We start from the raw sequence: 19,091 nt of genomic DNA, 5'->3' as shown, positions 1-19,091 counted from the left end.
ATCGCCTAGCTGAAGACCCCCCAAATCTGATAGCCTATCCTAAACGCTTTGGGAAGGGAAAAACAGTAGTGAGCATTCAAATTGGACGAGGGAAAACAGCACGGCGTGCATACGGGTTCGACGAAATCGCCCTAGCCCCCGGTCAATGTACCCTAGACCCCGCCTTAGCCGATACCCGCTTCAGCATTGGTGGGATTGATTTAGAAATCCCCATCCTAGCCAGTGCCATGGATGGCGTTGTGGATGTCAAGATGGCCGCGCTCCTCTCCGAACTCGGTGCGCTTGGCGTTCTCAACCTCGAAGGCATTCAAACCCGCTACGCCGACCCTAACCCGATCCTCGATCAGATCGCCTCAGTGGGCAAAGACGAATTCGTCGGGTTAATGCAGAAACTCTACGCCGAACCAATCCAACCGGATCTGATTCGGCAACGCATCCAGGAGATTAAAGCCCAAGGCGGTAAAGCCGCCGTCAGTCTCACCCCAGCAGGCGCGGCTAAATTCGGCTCCGTCGTGGCCGAAGCCGGTGCGGATCTCTGCTTAATTCAAGCCACCGTCGTCTCCACCTCCCACCTCTCCCCCGAAACTATTCAACCCCTGGATCTGGCGAAATTCTGCGCCGAAATGCCCATGCCCGTGGCATTGGGGAACTGTGTCACCTACGATGTGGCGCTGCAACTGATGCAGGCGGGCGCGGCGGCGGTGCTGGTGGGGATTGGCCCCGGTGCGGCTTGTACCTCTCGCGGCGTGCTTGGTGTGGGCGTTCCCCAAGCGACGGCGGTGGCGGACTGTGCGGCGGCCCGTGATGAATTCCACGCCCAAACCGGGAAATATATCCCGATTATTGCCGATGGCGGGATTGTCACCGGGGGGGATATTTGCAAATGTATCGCCTGTGGGGCCGATGCGGTGATGATTGGGTCGCCTATTGCGCGATCGGCGGAAGCACCGGGCCGGGGGTATCACTGGGGGATGGCTACGCCGAGTCCGGTGCTGCCCCGTGGAACGCGGATTAATGTGGGCACGACGGGGACGATTCAAGAAATCATGCGCGGCCCGGCCCGGCTCGATGATGGAACCCATAACCTCTTAGGGGCGTTGCAAACCAGTATGGGAACCTTGGGGGCGAAGAACATCAAGGAAATGCAACAGGTGGAAGTGGTGATCGCGCCGTCGCTGCTGACAGAAGGGAAGGTGTACCAAAAGGCTCAACAGTTGGGCATGGGTAAGTAGAGGGTCTGAGTACAGGACAAAAAATCAGGCTGAGGCTGAAACCCTTATTATTGCGTCGGTTAGGTCGGGTCATCGCGAACCCCCACAGGCTCCAGCAACATTCAGCCTCTGGAGTGTGGGCATCTTGCCCGCTGGGATTTAGACAAAACAGGGAGCAGGATGCTCCCGCTAAGGTAGAGGGTTTTTGATCCAGATTGAAAACCGTATGATTGAGGGGGTTTGGTGTTCAAACCCCCGTTTTTTGTGGTTGATGTTCCTCTTGTTGGCAATCGGTTCGATCTGTTATGACTCATCCGACGGTTTTGATTTTTAATAGTCTGCTTTTGCCGCCGTCTCAAACTTTTGTGCGGGATTTGGCGGAACAGATTCAAGATTTTACGGCCTATTATGTGGGGTCGCGGCGGGTGGAGGGGCTAGAGTTACCGAACGATCGCACCCTCGTGATCAACCACGGCCAGCCCGGCGGCAAGGTGATTGAACAGTTGTTTAAATTGAGTGCGATCGCTCCCGATTTTTATCGCCACTTGCAACGCCTCAACCCGGTGTTGATTAACGCTCAATTCGGCCTCAGTGGCGCGTTAATTCTCCCCTGGGCCGAACGCCTCAACATCCCGCTCCTTGTCCATTATCGCGGCGCTGATGCCACCATCGACCCCAAACAAGCCCGCTACCAATCCCTCAACCATTGGATTTATCACCGTCGCCTGCAAACACTCCAAGCGCGGGCCACGCTCTTTCTGCCCGTTTCAGACTTCATCCGCCAACGGTTGCTCAATCAAGGCTTCCCCGCCGATCGCACGATCACCCATTACGGCGGCGTGGATGTGCAGCGGTTCCAGGCTGATCCCGCCGTGGCACGGGAGCGGGTGGTGTTGTTTGTGGGGCGATTGGCGGAGAAAAAGGGGTGTGATGTGTTGATCGAAGCGATCGCCGCCGTCCAAGCCCAAGCGCCGGATGTGGAACTGATTTTCATCGGTGACGGCCCCCTCCGTGAGTCCTTGGAAACCCAAGCCCAGCAACAATTAAAACGCTATCAATTCCTAGGGATGCAGCCGCCGGAAATGGTGAAAACCTGGATGAATCGCGCTCGTATTTTTGCCGCCCCCAGTGTCACCGCCGCCAATGGCGATTCCGAAGGATTGCCCACGGTGATCGTCGAAGCGCAAGCGATGGGGTTGCCCGTGGTGAGTACCCTCCATGCAGGGATTCCGGAGGCGGTGATTCACGGTGAAACGGGATTCCTCACCCCAGAGCGGGATGTGGACGGCCTCGCGCACCATTGTTTAGAGCTGTTGCAATCGGATGAACTGTGGGAGCGGATCAGCCGAGGGGGGCGATCGCACATGGAACAGAATTTTAACCACGTCACCCAAATCGCCTATCTCGAAGACCTCTATCGCGCCGTCCTCAACGGTGACACCCCCCAACCCCAAACACGATAATCGTTAAGGAGTGGAGGGCGATCGCCGTGCTGTCCACCATTTCACCCAAGCCCGCTGCCACGCCTGGGGTAAGCGAATCCCAATCAGCACATCATAGAGAAACGTCCAAAAGTCGCGCTGGCTTTCAAAAATGCCCAACCGTAGCGGGCTGCCCTTCGCTTCGAGGGTCGGTTTGACGAGGCTGTAGGCCCGTTGATATTTGTACCAGGGAATCGACGGCCAAAGGTGATGGACGAGGTGATAATTTTGGCCCAAAATCAGCAAATTCAGCAGCGGACTGGCATACACCCGTGCATTTAACCAGCGATTCCGTTCCACAAAGGGGCGATGGGGCAGGTAGTCAAAAAACAAACCCAACGCCATCCCGACAATTCCCGCTGGCAAAAACCAATAGGTGACAATGTAGGAGAAAAACCCGTATTGCAACGATGCCCAGGTAATCCCGAATAAAAATGCCCGACTGAGGAACCATTCCAGCAACTCATACTTGCGCCACAGTCGCCGCTGAAAAAAGAAAATTTCGTGATAAAAAAAGCGCGGCGCGATCAACCAAAGCGGGCCAGCGGTGGAGACGAAATGATCCGGGTCGTTTTTCGGATCATTGACATGGGCGTGGTGTTGGAGGTGGACACGGGTGAAGACGGGAAATGCGAAACCGATAATCAGGGCGCTGATGTGACCAAGGGTGGCGTTCACGATGCGATTCGAGTGTGCTCCGTTGTGGCAGGCATCATGAATGACTGATCCGGAGAGATGAATCGCCACCAGGCTACAGGTGAAGCAAGCCCAATGCCACCAACCCCAGAGCCAGAACCCACAGTGAGCACCGATCAGGAGGGCGATCGCACTCAGACAAAGCCCCACATCAAGATTCAGTCCCCCCGGTGCATTAATCACATCACGGGGGATTAGGGAAGACGGCACAGTGGGGGCGGGGGCTTGCGCCTGCATAGTCACAATGGATGAAGGAGGATGAATTTGCTTGTCCGTATTTTAAGCGAGATTGGCAATCTTTAAGAATCATGACGCAGAGAAAACCCCCCATGCGATCGCAGGGGGGACAAGCAAAGGAGGTACTGGTTTTTAGGATTAGGATTCAGATTTGGACGCATCCCGACGCTTCAAGAGCGTGGTCACTGCCGCCGTCACCCCCAACAAGCCTAAAAGACTTGCGGGTTCAGGCACGGGCTGACTCCCCACCGTCATATCATCAAACGCAAACTCATCTCCTGTCACTCCATTCATCCGGAAGTTCACTTGGTCAAAGGTTTGGTTACCATTGCCCACAAACCCAAAGTAGAAAGCTGACCCGTTAATCCCAGCCGTCTCACCATTGGGAATCAGGAGAGAACTGATCAGTTCGCCGCCACGGTACAAATCCAGATACGTTGTGGCATCATAATCACCCAAGTCATAGCCGTAGAACCCAAAGGCCGCCACTTCAGTATCAAAGTTAACCTGGAAGTCTTGCGCACCATTGGTCAGCCAATATTGCGTCCCAGAAGATGCGTTTCGCCCCTTCTCAATTTCGCGGAGGATATCGGCTTTGACGCTGGCGGGCGTGCCAGGATCATCCAATAGGCTTTTATCAACCGTTTTCACTTCGGACGCGACACCTCCCCCGCTCAGGGTTGCTGTTGCCACAGCATCGAAGAAAATATCAAGCGGTGCATCGGAAAATGCCGTAAAGCCCTCAAAGTCTTCGGTTCCCTCGCCAGTAATGGCGTTTAGAAAAGCAGTTTCAGCCGCTCTGGAGTTGACGATGTCGTCGAAGGTATTGGCAAAGTCCGTGGGGTTGGGGTTGGCATCTTGTCCGAAATAGATGGAGAAGGCATGAGCGGGCAGGGCGGCGCTGAGAGATGCGATCGCTGTTCCGACAATTCCGAGGATGATTTTGGGCTGATACATAAAACTCAATAATGGTGGTGTCTACGTAAATATCACAGTAAACAAGGTCACTGCACTAACTTTAAAGTCTTCCTTAGTATCAGGATAAACACTGTAACCTAAATTTAGCAACGTTTTTTGCTAATACTTTAGCGAGAGAATTTTGATAATTCTAATGTTATCGATCACCGAAGGCGATCCACGTGATATGGATCACATTAATTACTTACGTTGATCAACTGTTTGATTGGGATTCAGTCAGCCATTGCCAAACCTGCTCAAAAAGATCGGGGTGGTCGGCATCAAACCAATGGATTTCAGGATAGGCCCGGAACCATGTTCGCTGACGTTTGGCAAATTGGCGGGTATGGAGACTGATGCGATCTCCTAATTCCGTCGGGGCTAATTCTCCCCGCAACAGGGCACAAACTTCGCCATAGCCTAGGGTGTTTAAGAGGGGTAAATCTTCGCCATAGCGTTGACAGAGGGTTTCGACTTCTGCCACGAGTCCTTGGTCGATCATGGCTGTGGTGCGGTGTTGAATGCGGTGATCGAGGCGATCGCAATCTAGGCCAATCTGTACGATCGGATAGGGGGGCGGATTTTCCCCCTGTTGTTGCGAGATTGGCAACCCGGTCACATAAAACACTTCGAGGGCGCGGATTGTACGGGTGGCATCGTTGGGGTGAATTTTCTGGGCGGCATCGGGGTCAAGGTGTTGTAAAAGCCGGTAGCGATAGGGTTGATCGAAGGATTGGAATTGCGATCGCAGATCCGGATGGGGCGGCACAGGGGGAATTTTGAGACCCTTCGTAATTGCCTTGATATACAGTCCCGTCCCCCCCACCAAGAGCGGCGGCGTTGCTGCGGTATGAATCACGGCCTGGGCTTGGTGTTGATACTCTGCCAGGGTCAAAACGTCTGTCGGTTCGCAGACATCAATTAAGTAATGGGGCACTTGGGCCAATTCCCTCGCCGTCGGCTTGGCCGTGCCAATCGTAAACTCGCGGTACACCTGCCGCGAGTCTGCACTGATAATCACCGTCTGCAACCGTTGCGCAAGACGTAACGCTAAACTCGATTTGCCGCTGGCCGTAGGCCCACAAACCACAATCAATCCTGAAACCATGCTGAACTCAATTGCTTGACACTCCCCGCGAAGACGGCGACGGGGATTCTGGGTTCATCCACCGGACTGAACCGAGCCGGACTGCTCCAACCCCACCAGAGGTCTAATCTCCCCAAGCGGATAACTTCCCCTGTGCCCCACGGTAGCCCCACGGTAGTTAGTCCAAAGCGCAGGATACAAACCCGCCTCACTATCGACTCAGCCCGATGCCGACCGCAGACTAACCCGTTCACCTTCAAGTCTTCCGAGGCGACCAAATCGTTAGATTGGATGACGCAGTCGGCAATCCGCCCACTCATTCCGCTGCCTGCTTACCCTTAACTGCTTCCAGGACTGTCGGTTTTTAGCCTTGTGATCGTTCCTAGACGTTTGCAATCCAAGATAATCAGCCTAACACGACTAGTGTCTTGTCTAGCTTAAAAAGGTGAGTTGCTATCCAGAGGGGTGAGCGGAGTCGAACCCCGGAGCACCAGACTTCGACTCCGCTCAGTCTTCAAGTTACTTGCCATCTGAGGCTAGACAGTCCACTAGGTTGGGTGGAACAATAGCAAAACTCAACACGCTCCATCAAAATCCATAGTCTGTCGTGCGGGCATCTTGCCCGCTGGGATCAGACAACATAGGGAGCAGGATGCTCCCACCCCATCAAAATCAAGATGCCGCCGTACATTTCAACGTTTGTCCTGTACTCAGAGGATTGCTATCGGATCAGGCATGCTTAGAATGACGGGATTTGCAGTGGCTCACCAAACCAGGCTTGGGATAGAGTATCGAAATCTCCAGAAAAGCGTTTGTGGCGGATAAAGACATTCACCCATTCCAACATATCGAGATCGCCGCGCCGCACGCCGATATAACAGGGGGAATTTTTCATCACAAACTTATTCTCAATGCCGGCCTCTGGGTTATCCTGAATCACTTGGCCCACAATCGTGTTACCGGCGGCAATCAGATCCACTTGCCCGCTCAATAATGCCGAAATGGTGATGCTGTTGTCTTCAAAACGACGAATTTCAATGCCTTCTGGGGCTTTTTCGGTCACTTCGAGGTCTTCGAGGGACCCTTGAGTGACACCAATGCTGAAACCGGACAGGTCTTCGTAGCTCGACACCTCAGCCTCGGTGGGGCCATAGACCCCAGAGAAGAAGGGTGCGTAGGGGGTTGAGGAGAAATAGATGGATTTGGCCCGTTCGGGAGTTGCGCCTAAGCTCGAAATCACCAGATCCGCTCGTCCGGTTTGGAGGTAGGGAATGCGGTTGGTGCTGGTGACGGGGATGAGTTCAATGTCTACTTCTAAGTCTGTGGCGATCAGTTTGGCGACTTCAATGTCGTAGCCTTGGGGTTCGCCATCGGTTCCCACTGACCCAAAGGGTGGGCTGTCTTGGGGGACGGCGATTTTAATCACACCTGCGCTCAAAATACTATCGAGGGTGTTCCCGGCGGGGGCGGTGCTTTCGGAATCTTCGGGGGCGGTATCGGATTGGGCGGTGGTGGTGCTGCCGGCTACGTCTTGGGAGGTGATGGACCCTGCGGAACAGGAGGCAATTCCCAGGGTGAAGAGACTACTCAAAACAACCGCCATGAGTAGCGATCGCCAACGGGGGGACAGGCCGAGGGTATGACTAAAAAATCGAGAAATTGCGGTGAACATAAACGATCCTCACAGAGAAAAAACAAGTTTAAGCAGGAATGCGATCGCTGGCGGTCATGACGTTTGACGTTTAGCGATCGTAGGAAAACTGACGCTCTAAGCGCCGACTCCAGAGCGAGAGGGGAAAGCACAGACAAAAATAGATCACCGCTGCGATGGAATACACCAAAAACGGCTGAAAGGTCACGTTACTAATCGACGAAGCCGATCGCGTCAGTTCAACGAAGCCGATCACGGAAGCGAGGGAGGTTCCCTTCACCACCTGCACGGCAAACCCCACCGTGGAGGGAATCGACAAGCGCACCGCCTGGGGCAAAATTACCTTACGAAACTGTTGAAAATAACCCATTCCCAGGGCTTTGGATGCTTCCCATTGTCCCTGGGGGACGGCTTCGACGGAACCCCGCCAAATGTCCCCTAGGTAGGCGCTGGTGTAGGTGGTGAGGGCGATCGCCGCAGCCACCCAGGCAGAAAAGTTAATCCCAAATAGGACAGAAATCCCAAAAAAGACTAAGAAAAGCTGCATTAGCAGCGGCGTGGCTTCAAAAAACTCGATGTACAGGATGCTAATTCCTTTAATCACCCGGTTTGCGGAAATGCGCATCAACATTAACAGAAACCCCACCAAGCCGCCCCCCACAAATGCGATCGCCGAAAGTGCGATCGTCCATTGCGTCGCAATCAACAAATTAGTCAGAATTTGGGCTAGGGTAAACTCTTGCACAACTCAATGGCTTAAAGGACTAACGGATATATTTTGTAAACGCAAAAAACTTTTGTTGAATCCCATAGGCGATTAATTTAATCACCCAAACCAGCCCCACATACATCAAGGAAATGGCGAGATAAATCTCAAAACTGCGGAAGGTGCGGGATTGTAAAAAGTTGCCCACAAAGGTCAATTCTTCGGCGGAAATTTGCGACACGACGCTACTAAACAGCACCGCGATCACAATCTGACTCACCAGGGCTGGATAGATTTTTCCCAAGGCAGGGACGAGGATCACATGGCGAAAAATCTGCATTTTATTAAACCCCAAGGCCATCCCCGCTTCAATTTGGCTGTGCTCAATCCCTTCAATTCCGGCCCTCATAATCTCGGTGGCATAGGCCCCAAAGTTAATCGCTAAGGCCAGAACCGCCGCCTGCCAGGATGACATCCGAACGCCAATACTAGGCAGGCCAAAGAAGAAAAAGAACAGTTGAATCAGAAAAGGGGTATTGCGAAAAAATTCCACGTAGGCGGTGGCCAGCCAATTCAGCAGGCGATTGTGGGAGGTGCGCCCCAATGCGCCCGCAATCCCAAGGGGAAGACCGCAGGCGATCGCAACGACCACAATTTGCAAGGTGAGAAAAATCCCTTGGGCAAAGAGGCCTAAATTGTTCCAAACTACTGAAAATTGCGGGGTGTAGCCCATCAGACGCAAGCTCGCTTACTATCCTATGTGCAGAGTAAAGGGTGCTTTCGGTCTTGTTTGTGTAACTGGCTACAGTGGTTTTTCTGGCTTGGGTGTGGGCATTTGGTTGATGCCGATCGCATTGTAGTCCGCATGATGGTTGCACAGATACCCCCTTGAACGAACCCACCCTGGAGCATATCTAGGCAGAGCAAGGCTATCGAGGTGATACATTGCAGCGCGTGGCGGATGGCTGTGCATGGGCAGTCGTTGAATGGACTGAACTTTGCCCAAACCCCTGAACTGAATACGTTTTTTGCTGAAGCTCGCCTCTTAGGGTTTGCGGAGGATCAATGGGGGGGAAATTTCCGGTTGGGTTATCGGGAATATCTGCCCACGGCGGATCTCGTTTGGGGGGGGTTATGTGGGTTACGATCTGCGGCGCACCCGTTTTAAAGAGAGTTTTCACCAATTGGGTTTTGGCGGAGATCTGCAAAGTTCCCGATGGGTGGGGCGGTTTAATGGCTATCTGCCGGTGGGCGATCGCCGTCGTCAGGTTGCCCAAAATCAAGTCGCGACCACCGCGAATCAAACTACAAATGTCCGGTTTACCGAGGAACGTTTGCTCTATGACCTGCTCCGACAAAAGACGTTAACGACAACACGCCAATTTCAAACCGCTGTGGCGGGGTGGGATCTAGAGGCGGGTTATTCGTTATGGGCTTGGGAAACGGGCCGTATTTATAGTTATTGGGGTGTTTATGGGTTGAATATTCCCCGGAAGGGCCGCTATTTAGGCATGCGGGGGCGGTTGTTGGGGGAGTTTAATGATCGTTGGACAGCGGGAATTACGGTCTCGACGGATGGCCATTTTGGGACACAGTTAACGGTGAAATTAGGGGCAGTCTTGGGGGGGCAATCGGCCAAGACCGATCCATCGCCAACGGTGTTGGCGCGTTTGGGGCGCGGGGTGGAACGGCAAGAAGCGATCGATCGCCCTGGATCATCAGCAAGAAGTGACGACAACGGTGATGCGCGATCGCCTCACGGATCAAATCGCCCGCAATCCGGCAACGGGGGAGTTTTGGCGCTTTCTCCATGTGACGGGGGGAGCCGTGGGGGGAGATGGGACATTTGAAAATCCCTTTGGGGAAGTGACCGCCGGGGTGGCGATCTCCCAATCCGCTGGCAATGATGTGATCTATGTCGATGGGGGCACAAATCCGGGGCTGAATGGCTTTATCATTCCCGATCAGGTGCGGGTGCTCTCCACCGGAGTCGTTCAATCCCTCGATATTGCAGATGTGGGTCAGGTGCAATTACCCGGATCAGGCACAGGAACCCTACCCCGTTTAGACGGAGCGACGATTACCAATGGTGGGTTTACAGGTCAGGTGGCGATGGGGAACAATAGACAACTGTCTGGCTTTAACGTGATCACCACGGGTGTTAATCAGCGGGGCATTCTCGGCTTGACACTCCCCGGCCTAAAGGCACGGGGATTCTTGGCTCACCGAGTCCACTTACCTAGGATTCCTTGCGAAGTCCTACATAGAGGTGGTTCTCTCCCCAAGCGTTACTTTCGGTGTGCCCCACCGTAGTTGGATTGCTCCAAAGTTTGTTTGGATTGGCAGCAATATTTGCCAAAAACTGATTCGTCTAGTCCCTGTGAATCTTTTATCTACTTGCAGGGAGGTCTAGAACAATGAAGTAGAACCCCATAGATTCAATTTCCAAGGTTCAGTCGCTACGAGTTAGGTAGCATCGGGTTTTTAAAGCGGTTGATTACCCTATCCGCTATGCTAATCATAAACCATAAAAAGCCGTCCTGGAAGGACGGGGCTTTAGACCCATGAATTTTGGTAAATGTCAGTAACGCAACCATCGATCGCAATCAAATCACCACCCAAGGCAATAATCAATCCCATGCCATTTCTCTCCATGGCAACGGGGGCGGCACGGTGAGCAATACGATCATTACCGGTAATACAATCACCACCACCGGCAGCAATGGCGAAGGGATGTATCTCCATGCCAATGGCGGCATGATTCGCAACACCACGATTACCGGCAATACCGTCGAAGCAGTGAATTTTAATAGCGATGGCATTTTTCTGCGGGCTGATGGGGGTGGCACATTGAGCGGGGCGATCGTTGCCAACAACACCGTCACCACCGCTGGCACTGCGGCCCGTGGTATTTTCGTTTCCACACAAAACAGCACCCTCAATGATGTGATGGTTGCTGGAAATACCGTCACCACCACCGGCCCTAACGATGCCATCGGTGATTCCACAGGTGTTTTTCTGCGCAGCAATGCCAATGGAATGTTGCGAGATGTCACCGTTGTCGGCAATACCCTCTCAACGGCGGGTAATCTAGCCCAGGGAATTTTTGTCTTTATTGACGTACTCCCCCGCATAAATGACGGGGGATTCTGGGTTCAGACAGCAATTGCAGGCGTAGCCCGTCTTATCTTGCCTCGCCCAATGGACAACGCCCTGCCCATAAGGTGCTCACCCCGGAATTTTACTTCGCGCTAGCGAACGCTTTTATTGTATCACCACCGAATCAATTCGGTTATTCGCTTATATCCCCCGAATAAAATTCAGGGGGCTTTACGCATCACGCTCGTAATAATGGGGGATCGTTAACGAATGTGGGCATTACGAACAATCTCATTCAACAGGCGGGCCAGCATAGCGTCTTTGTCCAAACTAATAACGCCGCTGGTAATCTCTGTATTGCCGCCTTTACGGGCAATCGCAGCGATAACCCCGGTGTATTCGCGGGCGGGGATGATTTGAATTTGGCTGTTTTGGGGGGATCGACGGTGAATTTTGTCGGCTTTGCGGATGTGGGGGCGAATAATAGCGGGTTTGATGCGATCGCCAACGCACCCACCGGCCAACCTGCCCGTTGTCCCTAACCCAGTTCCCGCTATCTCTCCGAACCACCGGCTCAGTTTCCCCTCGCCGAGATTCGTTCTAGAGCGATCGCCCCAGAGCAGTAAACCTCAAGCCGGATCACATCAATTAAACTCTGATTGTAGAATAAAAAACGATACATCTTGATGCAATTCGGTGCAATTGGGTTGGAGTCTTTCCAGCCCAAGACTGCGGCTAAAGTACCCCATTCCATAGGAGTTACTTCCCCTCCAAACCGGACAAACGAATGTTGTCAGTTAAATTTATTTCATGAGAATTTAGAGCGTGTTTTTACGACACAGGAGAACTCTAATCTCCCTTGGGAAGCGGATTATCGGGAATTGATGGATCAAAATCCCAAGCGATTAATGGGTCTGCAAGGGGTTGACACACCGTATAAATAGAGGTCTTGGATGACTGAGGATCGACCTCCGACCTATCATATCACTTCAAAGAATTCCATATAAATTCATCGATCATTACAAAACTTAATAGCTTTTTTTTGGTGGATAGTAAAATGGTGTGATATTATTCAGCTTAAGTAAAGTAATCGAAGGTTTGAAATAACATTTGATCCGGCGTTATCTCGATTTATGAGGACTCTGATTGTCCCTGGCAACGAAGGCTTAAGGGAAATTCATGTGCTGATAGTCTCAAGAAATGCGATAGCGGTTAATTAAATGTTTAACGTTCTTTTGATACCTTGATCTTGAATCGTGTGGTGTTATTGTGAAATGCTTTGATTTTTTATTGGTGTTTGTTGCCATCGATAAATTTTAAGGTATTGTTTTGATGATCAATAATGTTTTCGGGATAAGCCTTGATTAGTTAAAGCTTGTCAGTCCTAAAAAAGATTGTATGTTTACAATCTATGGCAATCCTAAATTAATTAGAAGCTCTGAAATTCTATAGCAATCCTATTTGATTCATGAACAGGCAAGCGACTTAAGCCCCTTGTTGATGGGGAGATCAGATCTCCGATTGATTTAGGATCGCTATAGTCAATAAGAGGCTTGAGCTTTTTGCCTACTTATCAATCGCTTGGGATTGATGTTGCAATGATGCTTCTAACTCTTTTTATGGATGCAGAACGTCTGACGTTGAAGTCAATGGTGGCTTTGTAGAATAGTCTGTTTTACTAGGCTGAGTTACTCTATTTCTATGAACTTCAAATCGTATGCCATCACAACAAGATTGGGTGAATTTCGCCCTACAACGCCCTAATTATTTTCCGGGCCAGTATCTACTTGATGAAGATTTTGAATTGGCCCATCGCTATTTGAGCGATCGCCAACGCTACGTTAACAGTCGTCTCCATTTGGCGGGGATTGTTGAAGGTCTGGAGGTGGAGGCGATCGCGGGTCAGCCGGAGGTCGTCATCAAGTCCGGAACCGCCATCGACGGGGAAGGCAATTTGGTGATTTTGCCGGAGGATGTGGTTCGCAAAATTAGCGGTTTAGGCTGGCTTTGTCTGCGCTATCACCAAGAACCCAAAATTCTGCAACAGCCAGAAATTCCCGATAGTTTCACCCGTTTTGAAGAAGTGCCGCTGCTGACTTTAGAAGCAATCCACACCGAAGATGCCAAAACGATTAATTTGGCGAAGGTGATGCTTGAAGAGGGTCAAGTGATCATTGATGTTACGGTGCGGCAGTATTCTGGGGTGCGTTTACCGAGTGCGACTCAGGATATTACGCTGCGGAGTAATGGTCAGGATCTCAGTATTCAAGGCAACTTAACGATCGCCGGAGCATTACAGTTAGGAGAAACCTTGATTGAGGGTATTTCCCAAAGTATTCCAGCCATTGATCGCCCGAATGTGATCCCCTCGGAAAAAGCGGTTAAAGATCACATTGCTGCCGCCTTAGCGAACGCAGGGAAACCCACAGGAGAAGCTCCCCCCGTTCGCCTCAGCGAAAAAGACGGCAAGATGGTGGGCTGGAAGATTCAAGGGTCAGAAGATGAGAGCGATCCAACGGCATCGTTACGATTGATTGCGTCAGAGGATGGAGTGGAGTGGCCGCGCTTGACGGTGGAGCGGGCAACTGGAACGGTAACGGTGCATGAAACGATGCGGGTTCAACATTTCGAGTTGATCAACCCAATGCGCCATCGGATGTATCCAGCAGCAGCAATCGACCCCAATAATCCAACGGCGGAATCAGAAAACCCCACAATCATCTACCAAGATATTTTCGAGGCAGAACAAGCCAAAGTAATCAAGAAGTGGAAACTAACCCAAAATTACGACAACACAAAGCATACAAATAAAGGTCCATACTACATGCGTACAGCGATCCAGTATGGATGTGGTAAGGAAGATGAGGGAGGAGCCTTGCTAACTGTTCCAACCGGCTATGACACAGTGTGGGTCAGGCTTGCTGACTGTGTAGACCACTGGCACACCGTTAAAGCGGAATATTCAAAGAAAGGGAGAGCGTTCCAGGACTTAGGGAATTGGACTGCGGGTCGGAGAGCGTCTAATCACTACTGCCCCGATGGTTCTTTAAGCGATACGTCATCCACCCAGCATCAGTGGCTGCCCATTCCCATTGGGAATTCGGGCCAAGTCACATTGGTACACAAAGAGGCCAGTACCGGTTTTTGGACTTCTGGAGTGGCCTTTAGCACCAACCCCTGGGGTCATGCGACTCAATCTGCGGTGGTCTACCATTGGCAGCTCAATGGAGGCGATACGCTTCTTTGGCATTCTGCTAGACAGGATGGCGATATTGTAGCAGCCATTGATGATCAAACCTATGGAGAATTGATGGTTCCGATTGTTCCGTCCGGGCGAGATAAGCTGCTGTTTATGGTTGTACTCAATAACAGTTGGAATAACTCTGTCCACACAGGAATTACAGTCACTGTTAATGGAAAAGATGTTCCGGTGGATCGATTCCTGGCAAGCTATGACAACCCCTTTGCGCGCCATTGGAATGGTCGGCAGGGTTCGCAGTACATAGCAGCTCGCATTCCGGCCAAGCTCATCGACGATGCCTTAGGAAATCCTGAACCCGGCGATCGCATGACGCAGTATCTCAGCGTCAAAATTGATACTCGTAAAAACACCGCTCACTCTGATAAAGGTGGCTGGGACGATTGGGAAGATCGCATTTATTTCCGGGAAATCGGAACCCATGATTTAGAACTGCCTTACTTCGTTTAAGCATCCGTATCGTGTAGTGAGTGAAATTCGATGCGATCGCAACTGCAAAACCGACTGCAAGCCCTCAAAACTGAATACGCCGCTGGGCAAAAAGCCCTCGCCAATTTGGAGGCGCAACAGCTTAGTTTACGCGAAACCTTACTGCGGATTGGGGGCGCGATCCAAGTGCTGGAAGAAGAACTCGCCGCCGCTCCTGATCGTGAGTCGGAGAGGGAGCGATCGCAACCAAATCCAACAACCCCCACCCCTGACCTACCCGATCTAACCTCCGAGGATTAACCCGATGTTAGATGATCTCGACAGCAGTTTAAAAACCTTCTTGCTCCAGGAACTGCCCGGCCTGCAAAATTCGGGCGAAACCCAGGTCGCCATTAGTTTTGAGCAACCCCTAGAAGGCGTAATCCAGCAAAAACCCGCGATCAATCTGTTTCTGTATGATGTGCGGGAAAACCTAGAGCGACGGAGCCGCGAGTGGAAAATGCAGCGCCAAGACAACGGCACCGCAATCAAACTCCAGCCCCCCGCTCGGATTGACTGCTCTTATCTGATCACCGTCTGGGTCAACGCCAACGACCCCCAACAAGAGCACCATATTTTGAGCAAACTGATGCGCCTCTTGTTGCGCCATCCCGTGCTTCCCTCAGCCGTACTCCAGGGCAGTCTCCAAGACCCCATTCTCCCGGTCACACTCACCGTTTTGCAATCGGGTTACCTCCAGAGTTTGGGGGAATTCTGGCAAGTGATGGGCGGTGTGCCCAAGGTCTCGTTACATTGCACCGCGACGATCGCAGTTCCTCTGACCGAAGACCCCGAAGAAGTCCCCCTCGTCCTCGAACATCGTCCCCAATTCTTGCGCTTGTCGTGAGGTTCACCCACCGATGGTTAAACCAATGCCCATGACGATCCAGCAATCCCACCGATCGAACCCGCGTCACCGCCGCGTCACATTGGCAGGCAGGGTACAAAATGCCCTGACCCAAGAGCGGTTAGCCGGAGCCTTGATCACCATTCGCCAAGCCCCGGATGCCTTCATCCAGCCACTCTTAACCAAAGTGCGAATCTTTGGTTTACCGGAGCGTTGGGTACGGTGGCGATCGCCCCCACGCCCTCCGGTATCTGTTCCCCCCAACGGGCAAGACATTCAGGCCAAATTGTTTGATCCCACCATCAGCAGCACAGCCCGATTGAATCACTTGCAAGCCATGATCGGGGCATCAGACATCAGTAACTCAGACAAATTTTCAGCCTTTCAATCCCTATTAGATACCGTATCAATACAGGATTGGAATGCCCAGAAAACCAACTATGGACGCACTCAATCTCGTGCCGATGGTTCCTTCTATTTTACTGATTTACCCGCTGGGTTCTATCAACTAGAAGCCTCCTTACCGATGGCAGGTTCATGCTATGGACAAATCATCCTTGATGTAGAGATAAAAGAGACTCCGTCTTCTCTTGATTCATCAGAAACATCAGTTTTTTCTGATATACTCAAACTCAAGTTTGAACTGCCGCCAACAACACTATTGGGTAAGGTCATTGATGCTGTCAATCAAGAGCCCATTAAAATGGCAAAAGTGCATTGTTCAGAAAATAAGTCTCAAACCTTAACCTCTGGTCATTTGCAACAGAATCAACAGCAAGCATGGAACTATCGGCTCGTCGGACTTGAGCTAGCTTCACCTACATTGACATTGAACTTTTCTGCATCAGGCTATACACAACAGCAGCAGCACGTTGTTCTAAAACCTGGCGAAATCAAACAATGTGATGTTCAGCTTGTTGTCCAGTCCTAAATAAAGCGTGATTCGCTTCATGATTATTATCCTCAACGATAAGGAATAAGGAGAATGCCTACATATTTATCACCGGGCGTTTATGTCGAAGAAGTGCGATCGGGACTCGCCCCGATCGCAGGAGTTGGCACAAGCACGGCTGGTTTCATTGGAATTATGTCTCCAACCGATGCCAGCGAAGAGACCAGTACTGAAAATACAGGAGATGAAACCTCAGCGACCTCAGCGACCGATGCAGCGGCTAGCCCCAAATCCAAACTTGCGGCGGAAAAGGAAGTCAAGCTTTGTACAAACTTCGGCGAGTTCAAAAGCTTCTTTGGTGATTTTTCAACTGATCCTGACCAAAACACCTTAGCCCATGCAGTTTATGGGTTTTTCAAGAATGGGGGAACCCGTTGCTTTGTGGTGTGGATCGCAGCAGAAAAAGACATTAAGGATGCATTAGATGCATTTGAAGCCATTGATGAAATTGCGATCGTAGCTGCACCCGGTGTCACCACCCCATCAACCTTGTCAGAATTGGATGCCCATTGTCGGAATCTCGGCGATCGCTTTGCCATCCTTGATACACCTGAAGAGATTACCCTCGACGAACTCGAACCGGGAAATGGCAAAATTCTCGGTAACTCTGACTACGCCGCCATTTACTACCCCTGGATTCAAGTCTTTGATCCGATTAGTAATGCATTAAAATTTGTGCCTCCTAGTGGTTATGTAGCCGGAATTTATGCCCGTGTGGATAATCTGCGAGGAGTCCATAAAGCACCCGCTAACGAGCCAATTTTAGGCGCAATGGGTTTGAAATATGCCGTTAGCAAAATCAAGCAAGAACCCCTCAACAAAGTGGGGATTAATTGCATCCGCAACCTCAACGGCAATATTCGGATTTGGGGCGCACGAACCCTAGGAGCCGGTAAGGATAATCCTGACTTTAAATACGTCAATATTCGCCGTCAGTTTAACTACCTCCGCGAATCTATTGATGAGGGGACTCAATGGGTGGTGTTTGAACCGAATACCCCCGAACTGTGGGCCCAAATTCGGCGTAATATTACGGCATTTCTGACCAACGAATGGCGTAATGGTGCGCTCTTTGGGACGACGGTGCAAGAGGCATTCTATGTGAAATGTGATGCCGAAACGAACCCGATGGATGTTCGTAAACTTGGCCAAGTGATCACGGAAATTGGCGTTTCTGTGATTGAACCGGCTGAATTTGTGATCTTCCGTATCTCCCAGATCGTGACGGAAACTCAGCAGTAACATCCGCATCCCTCCCCGTTCTTAGCCCCCACTGACCTGTGAACCCTTTTGATTCTTCTCCATTGATTGCCCCTGGCGTATCGCTCCAAGCCCTACGTCAAGTGGCTTGGGATGGCGTAACAACGGGTGTGCCTGTGTTTTTAGGGGTGGCTCAGGGGGAGGGCGAGACATTGCCAGAACCCCAACGGCTGACGATCTGGCCGGAATTTCTCCGGCGGTTTGGGGCCGCGAGTCATTTTTTAGCCCAGGCGGTGCAGGGCTTTTTTACGAACGGTGGGGAACAATGCTATGTGTTGCTGGTTCCGGCGGACGCTACGCCAGCCTCGCCGTCCCCGCTCACAATGGCTAACCTCCATCACGGCTTACAGATCATTGAGGCTCTAGAGGAGATTGATCTCGTCTGTGTGCCTGATATCATGCAGACGCGATCGCTCACCGCCATCCTCACTCTGCAAGCCATGGTGTTAGAACATTGTGACCAACTGGGCGATCGCTTCGCCATCTTGGATAGTTGCGACACCGCCGATCTCGCCATCCTCAACCAGCAGCGTCAGCAATTGGTGGGCCATAACGGCGCAATCTACGCCCCCTGGGTGATCGTCGAATCCAGCCCCGACCCCATTCCCGCCTGTGGTCACATCGCTGGGGTCTACGCCCGCAGCGATCGCGAAGTCGGCGTTCACCGTGCCCCCGCTAACTACATCCTCGAAGGTGTACTGGATCTGAATTTGTCCCTCTCCGATCACGATTGGGCCAGCCTCAACGTCAAAGCCGGCCCCGGCGTGAACTGCATCCGCAGCTTCCGCAGTCGTGGGATTCGAGTTTGGGGCGCACGCACCACCAGCACCGTCCCTGGCTGGCACTATGTCGGCGTACGACGGCTGATCATCACCATGCTGCGGTGGGCTGACCACAACCTCGCCGAGATTGTGTTTGAGCCCAACAACTCTGCCCTCTGGATTACCCTTGCCCGCGAACTCACCGTTTACTGTGAAACCCTGTGGCAACAGGGTGCGCTCCAAGGCAACGACCCAGAAGCCGCGTTTTATGTCAAATGCGACGCAGAGACTAACTCCCGTTCCGTGCGGGACTTGGGCCAAGTCGTGGCAGAAGTGGGCATTGCCCCCACCACCCCCGCAGAATTTATCGTGATTTCGCTCGTTCATAACAGCAGCGGCATCACCTTCGCTTAGTTTTG

At 51.8% G+C, this 19,091-nt stretch carries 20 protein-coding genes; 13 read left to right on the top strand and 7 right to left on the bottom strand.

Going from position 1 to position 19,091, the window contains the following annotated elements:
- Window positions 1–68: 68 nt before the first annotated feature.
- Window positions 69–1,232 carry a GuaB3 family IMP dehydrogenase-related protein gene (locus tag SPI6313_RS20850; RefSeq protein WP_072622727.1) on the top strand — a complete coding sequence of 388 codons (1,164 nt, stop codon included), beginning with the start codon at window positions 69–71 and terminating at the stop codon, window positions 1,230–1,232.
- Between the two features lie 284 nt (window positions 1,233–1,516).
- A complete protein-coding gene (locus SPI6313_RS20845) occupies window positions 1,517–2,674 on the top strand; it encodes a glycosyltransferase (protein ID WP_072622726.1) in 1,158 nt (385 codons plus the stop codon).
- Window positions 2,675–2,677: 3 nt separating this feature from the next.
- On the opposite strand, the gene crtR is transcribed toward SPI6313_RS20845, so the two are convergent.
- The 7 genes from crtR to SPI6313_RS20810 all read right to left on the bottom strand — a co-directional run bounded on the left by crtR (window position 2,678) and on the right by SPI6313_RS20810 (window position 8,759).
- On the bottom strand, window positions 2,678–3,625 hold the full coding sequence (gene crtR, locus SPI6313_RS20840; protein WP_084669136.1) for a beta-carotene hydroxylase: 948 nt from the start codon (window positions 3,623–3,625) through the stop codon (window positions 2,678–2,680).
- 138 nt (window positions 3,626–3,763) lie between these two features.
- A complete protein-coding gene (locus tag SPI6313_RS20835) occupies window positions 3,764–4,582 on the bottom strand; it encodes a PEP-CTERM sorting domain-containing protein (protein WP_072622725.1) in 819 nt (272 codons plus the stop codon).
- Window positions 4,583–4,796: 214 nt separating this feature from the next.
- Window positions 4,797–5,690 (bottom strand): tRNA (adenosine(37)-N6)-dimethylallyltransferase MiaA, encoded by an 894-nt coding sequence (gene miaA / locus SPI6313_RS20830; protein ID WP_072622724.1) that lies wholly within the window; start codon window positions 5,688–5,690, stop codon window positions 4,797–4,799.
- Window positions 5,675–5,989: a hypothetical protein gene (locus SPI6313_RS24150; protein ID WP_072622723.1), complete on the bottom strand. Its 315-nt coding sequence runs from the start codon at window positions 5,987–5,989 to the stop codon at window positions 5,675–5,677. Before SPI6313_RS24150 ends, miaA begins: the two co-directional genes overlap by 16 nt.
- A gap of 419 nt (window positions 5,990–6,408) precedes the next feature.
- The gene (locus SPI6313_RS20820) at window positions 6,409–7,341 is read right to left on the bottom strand and encodes a transporter substrate-binding domain-containing protein (protein WP_084669135.1); all 933 of its coding nucleotides are present in this window, start codon (window positions 7,339–7,341) and stop codon (window positions 6,409–6,411) included.
- 70 nt (window positions 7,342–7,411) lie between these two features.
- The gene (locus SPI6313_RS20815; protein ID WP_072622722.1) at window positions 7,412–8,065 is read right to left on the bottom strand and encodes an amino acid ABC transporter permease; all 654 of its coding nucleotides are present in this window, start codon (window positions 8,063–8,065) and stop codon (window positions 7,412–7,414) included.
- Between the two features lie 19 nt (window positions 8,066–8,084).
- The gene (locus SPI6313_RS20810; protein ID WP_072622721.1) at window positions 8,085–8,759 is read right to left on the bottom strand and encodes an amino acid ABC transporter permease; all 675 of its coding nucleotides are present in this window, start codon (window positions 8,757–8,759) and stop codon (window positions 8,085–8,087) included.
- 228 nt (window positions 8,760–8,987) lie between these two features.
- Between SPI6313_RS20810 and SPI6313_RS23775 the strand changes: the two genes are divergently transcribed.
- The 11 genes from SPI6313_RS23775 (at window position 8,988) to SPI6313_RS20755 (ending at window position 19,086) form a co-directional block, all read left to right on the top strand.
- Complete coding sequence (locus SPI6313_RS23775; protein ID WP_072622720.1) at window positions 8,988–9,194, top strand: hypothetical protein; 207 nt, start codon at window positions 8,988–8,990, stop codon at window positions 9,192–9,194.
- The gene (locus SPI6313_RS20800; RefSeq protein WP_072622719.1) at window positions 9,163–9,876 is read left to right on the top strand and encodes a hypothetical protein; all 714 of its coding nucleotides are present in this window, start codon (window positions 9,163–9,165) and stop codon (window positions 9,874–9,876) included. The genes SPI6313_RS23775 and SPI6313_RS20800 overlap by 32 nt, the downstream gene beginning before the upstream one ends.
- Window positions 9,770–10,339 carry a hypothetical protein gene (locus tag SPI6313_RS23770; RefSeq protein WP_175551203.1) on the top strand — a complete coding sequence of 190 codons (570 nt, stop codon included), beginning with the start codon at window positions 9,770–9,772 and terminating at the stop codon, window positions 10,337–10,339. The genes SPI6313_RS20800 and SPI6313_RS23770 overlap by 107 nt, the downstream gene beginning before the upstream one ends.
- Window positions 10,340–10,597: 258 nt before the next feature.
- The gene (locus tag SPI6313_RS20790) at window positions 10,598–11,281 is read left to right on the top strand and encodes a hypothetical protein (protein ID WP_072622717.1); all 684 of its coding nucleotides are present in this window, start codon (window positions 10,598–10,600) and stop codon (window positions 11,279–11,281) included.
- Between the two features lie 116 nt (window positions 11,282–11,397).
- Window positions 11,398–11,667 (top strand): hypothetical protein, encoded by a 270-nt coding sequence (locus tag SPI6313_RS20785; RefSeq protein WP_072622716.1) that lies wholly within the window; start codon window positions 11,398–11,400, stop codon window positions 11,665–11,667.
- A 1,175-nt stretch (window positions 11,668–12,842) separates the two neighbouring features.
- Window positions 12,843–14,834, top strand: coding sequence for a hypothetical protein (locus tag SPI6313_RS20780; protein WP_072622715.1), 1,992 nt, complete (start codon window positions 12,843–12,845; stop codon window positions 14,832–14,834).
- A 30-nt stretch (window positions 14,835–14,864) separates the two neighbouring features.
- The gene (locus tag SPI6313_RS20775) at window positions 14,865–15,113 is read left to right on the top strand and encodes a hypothetical protein (RefSeq protein ID WP_072622714.1); all 249 of its coding nucleotides are present in this window, start codon (window positions 14,865–14,867) and stop codon (window positions 15,111–15,113) included.
- Between the two features lie 4 nt (window positions 15,114–15,117).
- Window positions 15,118–15,699, top strand: coding sequence for a Pvc16 family protein (locus tag SPI6313_RS20770; protein ID WP_072622713.1), 582 nt, complete (start codon window positions 15,118–15,120; stop codon window positions 15,697–15,699).
- A 133-nt stretch (window positions 15,700–15,832) separates the two neighbouring features.
- Window positions 15,833–16,630, top strand: a complete 798-nt coding sequence (locus SPI6313_RS20765) for a peptidase associated/transthyretin-like domain-containing protein (RefSeq protein ID WP_139276721.1) — start codon at window positions 15,833–15,835, stop codon at window positions 16,628–16,630.
- 54 nt (window positions 16,631–16,684) lie between these two features.
- Window positions 16,685–17,893 carry a phage tail sheath family protein gene (locus tag SPI6313_RS20760; protein WP_072622711.1) on the top strand — a complete coding sequence of 403 codons (1,209 nt, stop codon included), beginning with the start codon at window positions 16,685–16,687 and terminating at the stop codon, window positions 17,891–17,893.
- Between the two features lie 38 nt (window positions 17,894–17,931).
- A complete protein-coding gene (locus SPI6313_RS20755; RefSeq protein WP_072622710.1) occupies window positions 17,932–19,086 on the top strand; it encodes a phage tail sheath family protein in 1,155 nt (384 codons plus the stop codon).
- Window positions 19,087–19,091 lie beyond the last annotated feature (5 nt).

Source organism: Spirulina major PCC 6313, from assembly GCF_001890765.1.
Lineage (GTDB): Bacteria > Cyanobacteriota > Cyanobacteriia > Cyanobacteriales > Spirulinaceae > Spirulina > Spirulina major.
The sequence above is the reverse complement of the archived record's forward strand: the minus strand, read 5'-3'. Positions and strand labels throughout refer to the sequence as shown.

Excerpts from the sequence above, each read along its gene's own strand:
- SPI6313_RS20845 (WP_072622726.1), top strand. The coding sequence starts at position 1,517 with ATGACTCATCCGACGGTTTTGATTTTTAATAGTCTGCTTTTGCCGCCG.
- crtR (WP_084669136.1), bottom strand. The coding sequence starts at position 3,625 with ATGCAGGCGCAAGCCCCCGCCCCCACTGTGCCGTCTTCCCTAATCCCC.
- SPI6313_RS20835 (WP_072622725.1), bottom strand. The coding sequence starts at position 4,582 with ATGTATCAGCCCAAAATCATCCTCGGAATTGTCGGAACAGCGATCGCA.
- miaA (WP_072622724.1), bottom strand. The coding sequence starts at position 5,690 with ATGGTTTCAGGATTGATTGTGGTTTGTGGGCCTACGGCCAGCGGCAAA.
- SPI6313_RS24150 (WP_072622723.1), bottom strand. The coding sequence starts at position 5,989 with ATGAGTGGGCGGATTGCCGACTGCGTCATCCAATCTAACGATTTGGTC.
- SPI6313_RS20820 (WP_084669135.1), bottom strand. The coding sequence starts at position 7,341 with ATGTTCACCGCAATTTCTCGATTTTTTAGTCATACCCTCGGCCTGTCC.
- SPI6313_RS20810 (WP_072622721.1), bottom strand. The coding sequence starts at position 8,759 with ATGGGCTACACCCCGCAATTTTCAGTAGTTTGGAACAATTTAGGCCTC.
- SPI6313_RS23775 (WP_072622720.1), top strand. The coding sequence starts at position 8,988 with ATGGCTGTGCATGGGCAGTCGTTGAATGGACTGAACTTTGCCCAAACC.
- SPI6313_RS23770 (WP_175551203.1), top strand. The coding sequence starts at position 9,770 with ATGCGCGATCGCCTCACGGATCAAATCGCCCGCAATCCGGCAACGGGG.
- SPI6313_RS20780 (WP_072622715.1), top strand. The coding sequence starts at position 12,843 with ATGCCATCACAACAAGATTGGGTGAATTTCGCCCTACAACGCCCTAAT.
- SPI6313_RS20775 (WP_072622714.1), top strand. The coding sequence starts at position 14,865 with ATGCGATCGCAACTGCAAAACCGACTGCAAGCCCTCAAAACTGAATAC.
- SPI6313_RS20770 (WP_072622713.1), top strand. The coding sequence starts at position 15,118 with ATGTTAGATGATCTCGACAGCAGTTTAAAAACCTTCTTGCTCCAGGAA.
- SPI6313_RS20760 (WP_072622711.1), top strand. The coding sequence starts at position 16,685 with ATGCCTACATATTTATCACCGGGCGTTTATGTCGAAGAAGTGCGATCG.